At 54.7% G+C, this 12359-nt stretch carries 11 protein-coding genes; all 11 read left to right on the top strand.

Going from position 1 to position 12359, the window contains the following annotated elements; genetic code table 11:
* Positions 1-83 precede the first annotated feature (83 nt).
* The gene (gene spoVG / locus PT964_RS23455) at positions 84-368 is read left to right on the top strand and encodes a septation regulator SpoVG (RefSeq protein WP_274365797.1); all 285 of its coding nucleotides are present in this window, start codon (positions 84-86) and stop codon (positions 366-368) included.
* Positions 369-517: 149 nt separating this feature from the next.
* Positions 518-1927 carry a bifunctional UDP-N-acetylglucosamine diphosphorylase/glucosamine-1-phosphate N-acetyltransferase GlmU gene (glmU, locus tag PT964_RS23450; RefSeq protein WP_274365796.1) on the top strand — a complete coding sequence of 470 codons (1410 nt, stop codon included), beginning with the start codon at positions 518-520 and terminating at the stop codon, positions 1925-1927.
* Between the two features lie 234 nt (positions 1928-2161).
* Positions 2162-3112, top strand: coding sequence for a ribose-phosphate diphosphokinase (locus tag PT964_RS23445; RefSeq protein WP_274365795.1), 951 nt, complete (start codon positions 2162-2164; stop codon positions 3110-3112).
* Between the two features lie 88 nt (positions 3113-3200).
* A complete protein-coding gene (locus PT964_RS23440; RefSeq protein ID WP_274365794.1) occupies positions 3201-3845 on the top strand; it encodes a 50S ribosomal protein L25 in 645 nt (214 codons plus the stop codon).
* 114 nt (positions 3846-3959) lie between these two features.
* Positions 3960-4523 (top strand): aminoacyl-tRNA hydrolase, encoded by a 564-nt coding sequence (gene pth, locus PT964_RS23435; RefSeq protein WP_274365793.1) that lies wholly within the window; start codon positions 3960-3962, stop codon positions 4521-4523.
* Positions 4524-4608: 85 nt separating this feature from the next.
* Entirely contained in the window at positions 4609-4839 is a 231-nt protein-coding gene (locus PT964_RS23430; RefSeq protein WP_274365792.1) for an anti-sigma-F factor Fin family protein, read from the top strand.
* Between the two features lie 158 nt (positions 4840-4997).
* Positions 4998-8558, top strand: coding sequence for a transcription-repair coupling factor (mfd, locus tag PT964_RS23425; protein WP_274365791.1), 3561 nt, complete (start codon positions 4998-5000; stop codon positions 8556-8558).
* A gap of 158 nt (positions 8559-8716) precedes the next feature.
* Positions 8717-9259 carry a stage V sporulation protein T gene (gene spoVT, locus PT964_RS23420; RefSeq protein ID WP_274365790.1) on the top strand — a complete coding sequence of 181 codons (543 nt, stop codon included), beginning with the start codon at positions 8717-8719 and terminating at the stop codon, positions 9257-9259.
* A 116-nt stretch (positions 9260-9375) separates the two neighbouring features.
* Complete coding sequence (yabN, locus tag PT964_RS23415) at positions 9376-10884, top strand: bifunctional methyltransferase/pyrophosphohydrolase YabN (RefSeq protein WP_274365789.1); 1509 nt, start codon at positions 9376-9378, stop codon at positions 10882-10884.
* A 136-nt stretch (positions 10885-11020) separates the two neighbouring features.
* A complete protein-coding gene (locus PT964_RS23410; RefSeq protein ID WP_274365788.1) occupies positions 11021-11293 on the top strand; it encodes an HU family DNA-binding protein in 273 nt (90 codons plus the stop codon).
* Positions 11293-11565 (top strand): RNA-binding S4 domain-containing protein, encoded by a 273-nt coding sequence (locus PT964_RS23405; protein ID WP_274365787.1) that lies wholly within the window; start codon positions 11293-11295, stop codon positions 11563-11565. Before PT964_RS23410 ends, PT964_RS23405 begins: the two co-directional genes overlap by 1 nt.
* Positions 11566-12359 lie beyond the last annotated feature (794 nt).

Genomic DNA, 12359 nt, shown 5'->3' with positions numbered 1-12359 from the left:
TACGCGGCAGGAAGGAATTTGTAAAATTTTGTGGAATTATACACCAAAGTCTTTCTCCATAAAGATAAGGTGGTGAACCCAAAGTGCAAATTACCGATGTGAGACTCCGCCGCGTGAACTCCGAAGGCCGGATGAAAGCGATTGCATCCATTACGATCGACAACGAATTTGTAGTTCACGACATTAGGGTTATCGACGGGAATAACGGCATGTTCGTCGCGATGCCGAGCAAGCGGACGCCGGACGGCGAATTCCGCGACATTGCACATCCGATTTCATCCTCTACTCGCGAGAAGATCCAAGCTGCCGTTCTGGCAGAATACGATCGGGCAGCTTCGGAGGAAGAAGTAATTGAAGAAGGGGCATAATCGTTACAACGAATAAGGGAGCCGATAAGGCTCTCTTTTCTTTTTGTGTAAAGTAAGTTAAAATTTCATGTGGGTCATTAGGAACATTAATTAAAGCGGTTGTATTATATATTCAAAAGTAAATTTTGCAAGTCCCGGAGGATGATGTCATGAACGTCATGGGCGTTGTGCTGGCGGCAGGTCTGGGCAAAAGGATGAAGTCGAAGCTGTACAAGGTGCTTCATCCGGTATGCGGGAGACCGATGGTGCGGCACGTTGTAGATACACTTCAAGCTGCGGGCGTAGGCCGCAAGATCGTCGTTGTGGGCCACGGCGCCGAAGCCGTTCAGGCTGCGCTCGGAGATGAAGCCGAGTATGCGGTGCAAGAGCAGCAGCTCGGCACCGGACACGCCGTTCGGATGGCGGAGAGCAAGCTTTCCGACGCAGAGGGAATTACCGTCGTCGCTTACGGCGATACGCCGCTAATTAAGGCGGAGACGGTGGCCGGCATGATCGAGCGTCATAAGGAATCGGGCGCGGGAGCGACGCTGCTTGTCGCCGAATTCCAGAACCCTGCCGGTTTGGGAAGAATCGTGTTCGGACAAGGCGGAGCGGTCGAACGGATCGTGGAGGATAAGGACTGCACCCCGGAAGAGCGGAAAATTCGGTTCATTAACGCGGGGACGTACTGTTTCGATAACAGAAAGCTGTTCGCCGCGCTGGCTAAGGTGACCAACAAAAATGCGCAAGGCGAGTATTATTTGACGGACGTTATCGAAATTATGAAGTCGGAAGGCGACAAGGTGATCGGTTACCTTACGGACGATCCGAACGAAGCGCTGGGGGTCAACGACCGGGTGGCTCTTTCCGAAGCGGAGAAGCACATGCGTGCGCGCATTAATCGGGCGCACATGATGAACGGCGTCAGCCTGATCGACCCCGATGCCGTCTACATTGAGGCGGGTGTGACGATCGGGCCCGATACGACGATCTATCCTGGAACGATGCTTAAAGGCGGCACGACCATCGGTTCCGATTGCGTCATCGGCCCGAACAGCGACATTACGGGCAGCGTGATCGCAGACGGAGCCGTCGTAAAGCAATCGGTGCTGTCCGAAGCGGTCGTCGGCCCGCGCACGTCGGTCGGCCCGTTCGCTTATTTGCGGCCCGGCACGAAGCTGGGCGAAGACGTGAAAATCGGCGATTTCGTGGAAGTGAAGAACGCGGTGATCGGCGCCGGCTCGAAAGTATCCCATCTTGCCTATGTAGGAGACGCGGAAGTCGGCAAGAACGTAAATTTCGCCTGCGGCGCCGTCACCGTCAATTACGACGGCTTTGCCAAGCATAAGACAATCGTAGAGGACGATGCGTTCGTAGGCTGCAACGTAAACTTGATCGCTCCGGTGCGCGTCGGACAAGGGGCCTATGTCGTAGCAGGCTCGACGATTACGAAGGATGTGCCGGCCGACGATATGGCGATCGCCCGCGAGCGGCAAACGAATAAGCCCGGCTATGCGTCGATGCTGAAGGCTAGGTTGAAGCGGGCGAAGGAATCGGCAAACGGGGCAAAAGGCGAATAGCAAACGGAAGGAAGCTCGCCTGGGGCGAGAAAAGCCGTCGAACGTGAAAGCGATCGGCGAACGCGATTTCTCATCACTAAAAATCGTTAACAAAGACAATGCTGTTTATATGAACCGTTCAGACCGGATCCCTTCCGGATTAACATCTGAACCCGTCTTCGGCGAACGGCGACCGTCCTAAGGGCGGCAGCGCCGTTTATCCTTGGATACACCATATTTTGGAGGAATGCGTTCATGGCTTACCGTGATAACAAGCTTAAGGTGTTTACTTGCAATTCGAACCCTAAGCTTGCCCGAGAGATTGCAGATTATATCGGTGTTTCTCTTGGGGATTCTGCGACGGTCCGTTTCAGTGACGGCGAAATTCAAACGAAAATCGACGAAAGCGTTCGAGGCAGCGACGTGTACGTCATCCAATCGACATCGGCTCCGGTCAACGACCATTTGATGGAGCTGCTCATTATGGTCGACGCGCTGAAGCGGGCGTCCGCCAAGAGCATCAATGTGGTGGTGCCGTATTACGGCTACGCCCGTCAAGACCGGAAGGCGCGCTCCCGCGATCCGATTACGGCGAAGCTGGTCGCAAATCTGATCGAGACGGCAGGGGCGCACCGCGTCATCTCGATGGATCTGCACGCTACGCAAATCCAGGGCTTCTTCGATATTCCCGTCGATCATCTGCTCGGCGTTCCGATCCTCGGCGCCTATTTCAAAGAGAAGCAGCTGGAGAACGTCGTCGTCGTGTCTCCGGACCACGGCGGCGTCGTACGGGCTAGAAAGCTGGCCGATTATTTGAATGTGCCGCTGGCCATTATCGACAAAAGACGGCCGGAGCCGAACGTCGCGGAGGTCATGAACATTATCGGAGATGTGAGCGGCAAGACGGCTATCATCATCGACGACATTATCGACACGGCGGGCACGATCACGCTCGGCGCGAATGCGCTGATCAAATACGGCGCCAAGGACGTTTATGCATGCTGCACGCATCCGGTGCTGTCGGGCCCGGCGATGAAGCGGCTTGACGAATCGCCGATTAAGGAAGTCGTCGTCACGAACACGATTCCGATCACGCAGCCGGACGCGACCAAGAAGCTGACGGTGCTTTCGGTGGCTTCGTTGATGGGTGAAGCCATTATTCGCGTTCACGAGGAATTATCGATCAGCAAATTATTTGAAGACTAACGCCGAACGCGTTTGAATTGACCCCCTCCTGGGCAGAACTAGGTAGTATGGATATACTGCCATAGTTTCGCTAAGGAGGTTTTTTCTTTTGAGTGAGCTGACGCTGACGGCACAGCCCCGCAGCAGCAAGACGAAGTCGGATGTGAGAAAAGCGCGCGGGGAAGGAAAAATTCCTGCAGTTGTGTACGGCAAAATCGTGGCCAATGAGCCGATCTTTGTCGATGAGAAAGATGTGGCACAGCTGCTCCGGACGAATCCCGGCGGAGTGGTTCGCATGCAAATTCCGAATTACGGAGAGCAGGCGGTCATGGTGGGCGAGGTTCAGCGCGATAAGGTGCTGCAAAATAAAATTTTGCATGTGGATTTTCGTCAGATCGATATGAATGAGATGGTAAAAGCGACCGTTCGCGTTGAGCTCGTGGGCGAGCCGAAGGGCGTGGAGGAAGGCGGCATTTTGCAGCAGATTCATAATACCGTGGACATTCGCTGCAGAGCCAGCGGCATTCCGGCTGTGATTCAGGCCGATATCAGCGGGATTGAAATCGGCGGCCACTTGTTTGCGCGGGATGTTCCGCTTCCTGCGGGGGTGGAGCTCAAAAGCGAACCTAACGATATTATCGCGACCGTTCTGGCCCCGCAGAAGGAGCTGCCGGAGAGCGCGCGCGAGGATAACGAAGAGGTTGTCCGCGCCGATGCCGGGAAGGAAGCCGAGCTGCAGGCCGCAAAAGATTAATGAACAGGACGTCTCCCGGAAACGGAGGAGACGTCTTTTTTTGCGGAAGGCGGGAAAAGTCGGGTATAATTCATATCATAATGACGAGGAGTAGCCGAAAGGTTGGACGAAATGATGAAATGGATAGTAGGCCTTGGCAACCCGGGCCGCGACTATGAAGATACGCGGCATAACATCGGATGGATGGCGATCGACGAGGTGGCCGACCGCTGGGGCATTACGAAGGCGCAGTCGAAATGCAAGGGGCTGGTGGCCGAAGGGCGCGTAGGCGACACGAAGGTGGCGTTGATCAAGCCGATGACGTACATGAATTTATCGGGCGAGTGCGTGCGCGCTTTCCTCGATTTTTATAAAGTAAAGCTTGAAGATTTGATCGTCGTCTACGACGATATGGATACGCAGCTCGGTTCGATTCGGCTTCGCTATCAAGGGAGCCCGGGCGGACATAACGGCATTCGCTCGATTATCGCTCATCTGGGTACGGAGAAGTTTAACCGCATTCGAATGGGAATATCCAGGCCGGCGCCGGGCACGGAAATATCGCGTTACGTGCTGTCCTCGTTCCGCAAGGAAGAAGCCGAGGCGCTGCGCACAACGGTGGCCAAAGCGGCGGACGCCCTGGAGTTTTGTTTGACCGAGCCGTTCGAGAAAGCAATGGCGAAATTTAACGGAGCTTGAATGGAACTGCCTCCCTTGTGGCGATACTAACAAGGAATGACGAAGGCGTATATGCAGGTATACCGCCGGAACGGGAGGCATAAATATGTCTGTAAAATACGTATGCCGGTATTGCCGGACATCGATCGGCGAGATTCATAGCGATGCGGTTAACGAGTTTCAGCTAGGCTTCCATTTCTTGACCCCCGCGGAACGCAGGGATATAATTACGTATGATTCAAGCGGGGACGTGACAGTGAAGGTCGTTTGCGATTACTGCAGCGAAGCGATCCAGTCGAACCCTGAGCTTGCGTTGTCGCCAAGCCCTCTGCAATGAGCAGGCTAGACGGCAGGCGAAAAGCTTCATCCTCAGCCTTGGCTGCTCGGCCTAGGCTTCTTTTTGGTTTTGTCCACGGTTCTATCGATAAACGGCAGCGTCCGCAAGAGGGCCTCAATGCCGTTTATCTTGTGAAATGAGGTGCAAAAGGTTTCGCGATGAAACGATTATTAGACGCTTTTTCTCAAGATAGAGATATTGCAAGCGCAATCGGCGGACTGTCGTCCGGCATGAAGGAGCAGCTTGTTTCCGGATTGTCGGGCTCCGCGCGAAGCGTGATGATTGCCGCGCTCCATTCCAGGCTGCAGCGGCCTATTGTCGTGATGACGCACAATATGTTCGCAGCTCAGAAGCTGATTGAAGATCTGCAGGAGTGCGTGGATGCCGATCAGCTGCTCACGTATCCGGCGAACGAATCGATCGCCACGGAGGCCGCCGTCTCTTCTCCCGAGCTCGTCGCCCAGCGCATTCGCGCGTTAGCGAAGCTGAGCGCAGGTTACCGCGGTATAACGGTCGTTCCGTATGCGGGGATTCGCAGGCTTGTCATTCCTCCGGCAGTGTTCCGGGAGGCCCATGTAAAGGCGGCTGTCGGTGAGGTGCTGCCGATGGAGCAATTTATCGAGCGGCTGGCTACGCTCGGGTACGAGCGCGTCGAACGCGTCGAATCCAGAGGAGAGATGAGCGTCCGCGGCGGAATTGTGGACGTATATCCGTCCGTGTCGGAGACGAAGCAAGGCGGAGATGGCGGGGAAGACGTTGCGTTCCGGATCGAATGGTTCGATGACGAGATCGATTCGATCCGCAGCTTCGACGTTGCGGACCAACGGTCGAAGGAGAAAACCGGGCAGATAACGATTTACCCTGCCCGGGAGCTGTTCGCTGATGCGGGCCGATTCGCTTCCGCGGCAAACGCCGCGTCCGAATTGCTGCAAGCGCAGCTGGATAAGACGACGGACCGGTCGGTGAAGGACAAGCTGCGGGACGAGATCGGCACCGATCTGGTCCGGCTTCGCGAAGGCGCTCAGTTTACGGGAATATATAAATATGTTTCTCTATTATATCCGGAGCGGCAAACGCTGATAGATTATTTGCCGAAGGACGCCGTTCTGATCGTCGACGAGCCGAACCGGCTGCTGGAGACGGTCAAGCAGCTGGAGCGGGACGAAGCGGAATGGGTGACGCAGCTTCTTCAAGACGGGAAGACGATCCCGAGCTTTGCGCTGTCCAAATCTTACGAATCGCTGTTTTTCCATAAGCCGTTCCAGACGGTTTATATGTCGTTGTTTTTAAGGCAAATCCCGAATACGCTCCCGCAAAATATCGTCAATGTCGTATGCCGGACGATGCAGCAGTTTCACGGGCAAATGAACGTGCTGAAATCCGAGGTCGAGCGTTGGAAAAAGAACGGCTTTACGGTCATCATGATGGCCGGCAGCAAAGAGCGGCTCGAGCGGATGAAACGGGTGCTCCACGATTACGGGATCGAAGAGCAGGTCATGGTGGAGGGCAATTTGCAGAGCGGCTTCGAGATGCCGTCCGTCCACTTGGTCGTCATTACCGAAGGCGAAATGTTCGCGCAGAAGCAGCGCAAGGTACGGCGGATCGACCGCAGTGGCATCGAGAACGCGGAGCGGATCAAGAGCTATACCGAGCTTAAGCTCGGCGATTATGTCGTGCACGTCAACCACGGGATCGGCAAGTACGTCGGCATCGGCACCATCGAGATCGACGGCGTGCATAAGGACTATTTGCACATTCTGTATGCGGGCGGCGATAAGCTGTCCGTGCCGATTGAGCAGATCGACATGGTGCAGAAATATATCGGCGCCGAAGAGGGCAAGGAGCCGAAGATTTATAAGCTCGGCGGCGCCGATTGGAACAAGACGAAGACGAAGGCGCGTTCGGCGGTCAAAGACATCGCGGACGAGCTGATTAAGCTGTATGCCGCACGGCAGGCGGCGCCGGGCCATCCGTTCGGGCAAGATACGCCGTACCAGCAAGAGTTTGAGGCGATGTTCCCGTACGACGAGACGCCGGACCAGCTGCGGGCGATTACCGAAATCAAGAAAGATATGGAACGGCCTCGTCCGATGGACCGGCTGCTTTGCGGCGACGTCGGGTACGGAAAAACCGAGGTTGCGATCCGTGCCGCGTTCAAAGCCGCGATCGAAGGCAAACAGGTGGCCGTGCTCGTTCCGACGACGATTTTGGCGCAGCAGCATTATGAGACGTTTAAGGAACGATTTAGCGGGTATCCTTTTCAAATCGGAGTTCTCAGCCGGTTTCGCTCCAAGAAGGAGCAAACGGAGACGATCAAGGGCGTGGGCGCGGGCACGATCGACGTCGTGATCGGTACGCACCGGCTGCTTTCGGCGGATGTAAAGTTCAAGGAGCTCGGCCTGCTCATTGTGGACGAGGAGCAGCGCTTCGGGGTGTCGCATAAGGAAAAGCTCAAGAAGCTGAAGACGAATGTCGACGTGCTGACATTGACGGCGACGCCGATTCCGCGGACGCTGCACATGTCCATGCTTGGCGTGCGCGATTTGTCCGTGATCGAGACGCCGCCGGAAAACCGGTTCCCGGTGCAGACGTACGTCGTCGAACACAGCAACGCGCTTGTGCGCGACGCGATCGAACGGGAGCTGGCTCGCGGCGGACAGGTATACTACTTGTACAACCGCGTTCAAGGCATACAGCAGATGGCCGACCAAATTCAGCAGCTCGTGCCCGACGCGCGAATTGCGGCCGCTCACGGCCAGATGAACGAGCAGGAGCTGGAAAAGACGATTCTCGATTTTCTCGACGGCGAATACGACGTGCTGGTCAGCACCTCGATTATCGAAACCGGGGTGGACATTCCGAACGTCAACACGCTGATCGTACATGACGCGGACAAGATGGGGCTGTCCCAGCTGTACCAGCTTCGCGGACGGGTCGGACGGTCCAACCGGATCGCATATGCGTACTTCACGTATCAGCGGGATAAAGTGCTGAACGAAGTGGCGGAAAAGCGACTGCAGGCGATTAAAGAATTTACCGAGCTCGGCTCGGGCTTTAAAATCGCGATGCGGGATTTGTCCATCCGCGGCGCGGGCAATTTGCTCGGCGGCGAGCAGCACGGCTTTATCGCTTCGGTCGGCTTCGATTTATATTCGCAGATGCTCGCGGAGGAAATTGAGGCGCGGAAGCTCGCCGTAGACGGCGAAGCGGAGGTTCAAACGCGCAAAACCGTGACGACGCAAATCGATCTGACGGTAGACGCGTATTTGCCGGGCGAATACATTTACGACAGTGCGCAAAAAATCGAAATCTACAAGAAGGTCGCGAATATTCGCTCCTTCGAGGAAGAGAACGATTTGGCGGACGAACTGACCGACCGCTTCGGAGATCCGCCGCAGCCGGTCCAAAATTTGCTTACGGTCGCAAGGCTGAAGGTGTACGGCTCCATGTACGGCATCGAAACGATTTCCGCCAAGGGAGACGACCTGATCGTAAAGATGGGGCCGGAGCAAAACGAACGGATCGACGGGCAGAAGCTGTTTGCGCTCGGGAACCGTTTCGAACGGAAAATCAAACTCGTTCCGGGCTCGCAAATCGTCATTCACATGAACCGCAAAGGCTTGTCCACGGAAGAGTCGCTTGCGGCGCTCGAGGCGTTCCTGAAGCAATACAACGAAGCGCTGAAGGAGCCGTCCCAGCTTTATACAAAGGTAATATAAGCCTGAGAAATTTCGTGTTTCCTGCGGCCATTGCGAGCGGTGAATAAGGGATTCGCCAAAGAAACATACTATTTCCAAGCTGAAACGTAAATTCCCGTATTTCCCGAAAACTGAAACTCCAGTGACATAAAATCATCTAGAAAGCGAGGCATCAAGATATGAAGGCAACTGGAATTGTTCGGAGAATCGATGATCTCGGAAGGGTCGTTATACCTAAAGAAATTCGTCGCACGCTTCGCATCCGTGAAGGTGATCCGCTTGAAATTTTCGTTGACCGCGACGGTGAAGTCATTCTTAAGAAATATTCCCCTATCGGCGAGCTTGGCGATTTTGCGAAGGAGTACGCTGAGTCTTTAAGCGAAAGCACAGGCCATATCACTATGATTTCCGACCGCGATACGATTATCGCCGTATCCGGGGCATCGAAGAAGGAATACATGGACAAGCAGATCGGCGCCATTGTCGAAAGCTGCATGGAAAGCCGCAAAACGGCGTCCGAAACGACAACCGGCGATTATGAAATTTGCAAGGATATGAAAGAAACGTACACTTCTTACGTTTGCTCACCGATCGTTGCGGGCGGAGACCCGATCGGTTCCGTCATTCTTCTTTCCAAGCAGGAAGGGACGAAGATGAGCCAGATGGAGGTCAAAATGGCGGAAACGGCGGCGGGCTTTTTGGCGAAGCAAATGGAGCAGTAGGAGCAAGTCAGGATAACGCAAGCTTTCGCAACGTTCACTGGGGTCCGTGACGCCCGAGTGTTGCGGAAGCTTTTTTCGTGTAAGATGATAGTTGAGACAAGGGGGATGAACATTCAATGGCGGGCAAAGGGAAAATAACGGTTGCGGGACTCGGGCCGGGCGGAAGGGACGGCTTGACGCTAGGCGCATGGGACGCAATTCGCGGAGCGAAACTGCTGCTGCTGCGGACGGAGCACCATCCCGTCGTCGCTTGGCTGACGGAGCAAGGCATTCCGTACCGTTCTTACGACAGCATATATGAGGCGCACGGCCAGTTCCGGGACGTGTACGAGGCGATCGCCGCCGATCTGATCGAGCAGGCTTCTTCGGATTCGGGCGCCGGCGCGGAGATCGTCTATGCGGTGCCGGGGCATCCGTCCGTCGCGGAGACGACGGTGGCGCTGCTTAGGGAACGGTGTCCCGCGGCGGGGATCGAGCTTGACGTCATCGGCGGGGAAAGCTTCCTTGACCGGGCTTTTGCGGTGCTGGGGTTCGATCCGGCGGACGGCTTTCAGCTGGCGGATGCGACAGATCTGCACGCAAGGCGGCTACAGCCGTTCAATCACATCGTCATTACGCAGGTGTACGACGAATTTACGGCCTCGGACGTGAAGCTGGCGCTTATGGAGCGGTATCCGGACGAGTATGAGGTCGTGGTGGGGCATGCGCTCGGGGTGGACGGGCAGCAGCAGGTTTTTCGCGTGCCGCTGTACGAGTTGGACCGGGTGAAGGGCTGGGGCAATTTGTCCCTCGTCTATGTGCCTCCGACAGAACGAGACGACGTGCATTATCGCACCTTCGAGCGGCTGCATGAAATCGTCGCGATTCTTCGCAGTCCGGAGGGCTGTCCGTGGGACCGCGAGCAGACGCATAAATCGCTGCGCAAATATTTCATCGAAGAAACATTCGAGGCGGTAGAAACGATCGACGACGATGATCCGGACGCGATGCGGGAGGAGCTCGGCGACGTGCTGCTGCAAATTATGCTCCATTCGCAGATCGAAGAAGAAGCCGGGATGTTTACGGTGTGGGACGTGATCGCCGGCCTGTCCGAAAAGCTCGTTCGCCGCCATCCCCACGTGTTCGGGACGAAAACGGTCGAGGGCGTAGAGGGCGTGCTGCAAACGTGGCAAGAGGTGAAGGCGCAGGAGAAGGAGCAGAAGCAGAAGGGGGAAGCTCCGCCGGAATCGGTGCTCGGCGGGATTCCGAGCGGATTGCCGGGGCTCATGCGTGCCGTGGCGCTGCAGAAGAAGGCCGCGAAGGTCGGCTTCGATTGGGACGAGCCCGGCCAAATCGCGGACAAAATCGTCGAAGAGCTCAAGGAGTTTCAAGCGGTGCTCTCTCAGCCGGAGCGGGAGGATGCGAAAGATAGGCTTCTTGACGAGATGGGAGACTTGCTGTTTGCCGTCGTAAACCTTGCCAGATACTTGAAAATCGACCCTGAGGAAGCCATTTCGAGCACAAACCGCAAATTTTTTCGAAGATTTCAATATATTGAAGAGCAACTACGTTTAAGAGGAAAAAGCTTTGACCAAACTGATATTCAAGAAATGGAACTTTTGTGGCAGGAAGCCAAAAGGAGCTGAAGGCTTTCAAAGCGAAGCTTTGCGAAAAAAGTTTCAAAAATCATTGGTCTGTCAGCAGGAATTTCCGCACTTCCAAGAGAATACATAATTCGTTTGGCAACATTTTCACTGTTTGAATTTAGGAGGAATCTATTACATGAACAAAACAGATTTGATCAACAGCATTTCCGAAAAGAGCGGATTGACAAAGAAAGACGTAGAAACCGTATTGAACAACTTCCTCGGCGAAGTTACGGAAGCATTGTCCAGCGGAGATAAAGTGCAATTGATCGGCTTCGGCACGTTCGAAACTCGCAAGCGTTCCGGCCGCACGGGCCGCAACCCGCAAACCGGCGCGTCCATCTCGATTCCGGAATCCAAGGTTCCTGCTTTCAAAGCGGGCAACAAGCTTAAAGAAGCTGTAAAATAATGCGGCTCGATAAATTCCTGAAAGTCTCCCGCCTGATCAAGCGTCGGACCGTCGCGAAGGACGTATCCGATCAAGGGCGCGTGTGGATTAACGGGAAGGAAGCGAAAGCAAGCAGCACGGTGAAGCCCGGCGACGAGCTTACGGTTCGCTTCGGACAGAAGAGCGTAACGGTCCGGGTCGAGAGCGTTGCGGAGAACGTCCGCAAGGACGAAGCGGTCGGCATGTACACTGTGATCAAGGAAGAATCGCACGGAAGCAGCGGCATTGTGTAGCTGCGCTTCAAGACAGCCCTTCGGCGTTTGCCGGGGGTTTTTTGTTTTTTCATATAGTCAATATAGGTGGTTGTCAGTCTTGTAGACAAATTTGTCAGCGCAGAGTGACAAATTTGTCAGTCCGATTGACTGACGGGTGCTGGTGTCAATGAGATTGACAAAATAGTCAGCGCTTGCTGACAGATTAGTCAATATCGCTGACAAATGACTAAGTGAGTGTTTCATGTGTAGTAAGTTTGCGTGCATAGTGAGTGCGTGATGAGTCTGTGTGTGCGTATGAGTATGGAGAATGGCAAGAGTCAAGTTGGGTCCAGTCCGGTCCGGTCGGTTGAGAATTGTCAGTCAAGTAGACAAATTTGTCAGCGCAGAGTGACAAAATAGTCAGTCTGATTGACAAGTGAGTGCGAGTGTCAATGAGTTTGACAAAATAGTCAGCGCTTGCTGACAGATTAGTCAATATCGCTGACAAATGACTGGGGAACAGTGGGCTGACGTTGGCAGGTGAAGGTGCAGGAGCGTATGCGTGTGTAGGTGCGTATGCGTCTGGTGTGGATGCGAATGCACATGAGCAGGGTATGCGTGTGGATGTGCGTATGTGTATGCGTATTTCGTGTGGAGAATGGCAAGAGTCGAGTTGGGTCCAGTCCGGTCCGGTCGGTTGAGAATTGTCAGTCAAGTAGACAAATTTGTCAGCGCAGAGTGACAAAATAGTCAGTCTGATTGACAAGTGAGTGCGAGTGTCAATGAGTTTGACAAAATAGTCAGCGCTTGCTGACAGATTAGTCAATATCGCT

Origin of the sequence: Paenibacillus thermotolerans (assembly GCF_028745515.1) — a bacterium.
Classification (GTDB): domain Bacteria; phylum Bacillota; class Bacilli; order Paenibacillales; family YIM-B00363; genus Paenibacillus_AE; species Paenibacillus_AE thermotolerans.
Note: the sequence above shows the minus strand (reverse complement) of the source record. Positions and strands in the feature narration are given on the sequence as shown.

Coding starts and splice junctions, on each gene's coding strand:
- glmU (WP_274365796.1), top strand. CDS start 518: ATGAACGTCATGGGCGTTGTGCTGGCGGCAGGTCTGGGCAAAAGGATG.
- spoVT (WP_274365790.1), top strand. CDS start 8,717: ATGAAGGCAACTGGAATTGTTCGGAGAATCGATGATCTCGGAAGGGTC.
- yabN (WP_274365789.1), top strand. CDS start 9,376: ATGGCGGGCAAAGGGAAAATAACGGTTGCGGGACTCGGGCCGGGCGGA.
- mfd (WP_274365791.1), top strand. CDS start 4,998: ATGAAACGATTATTAGACGCTTTTTCTCAAGATAGAGATATTGCAAGC.
- PT964_RS23405 (WP_274365787.1), top strand. CDS start 11,293: ATGCGGCTCGATAAATTCCTGAAAGTCTCCCGCCTGATCAAGCGTCGG.
- pth (WP_274365793.1), top strand. CDS start 3,960: ATGAAATGGATAGTAGGCCTTGGCAACCCGGGCCGCGACTATGAAGAT.
- PT964_RS23410 (WP_274365788.1), top strand. CDS start 11,021: ATGAACAAAACAGATTTGATCAACAGCATTTCCGAAAAGAGCGGATTG.
- PT964_RS23430 (WP_274365792.1), top strand. CDS start 4,609: ATGTCTGTAAAATACGTATGCCGGTATTGCCGGACATCGATCGGCGAG.
- PT964_RS23445 (WP_274365795.1), top strand. CDS start 2,162: ATGGCTTACCGTGATAACAAGCTTAAGGTGTTTACTTGCAATTCGAAC.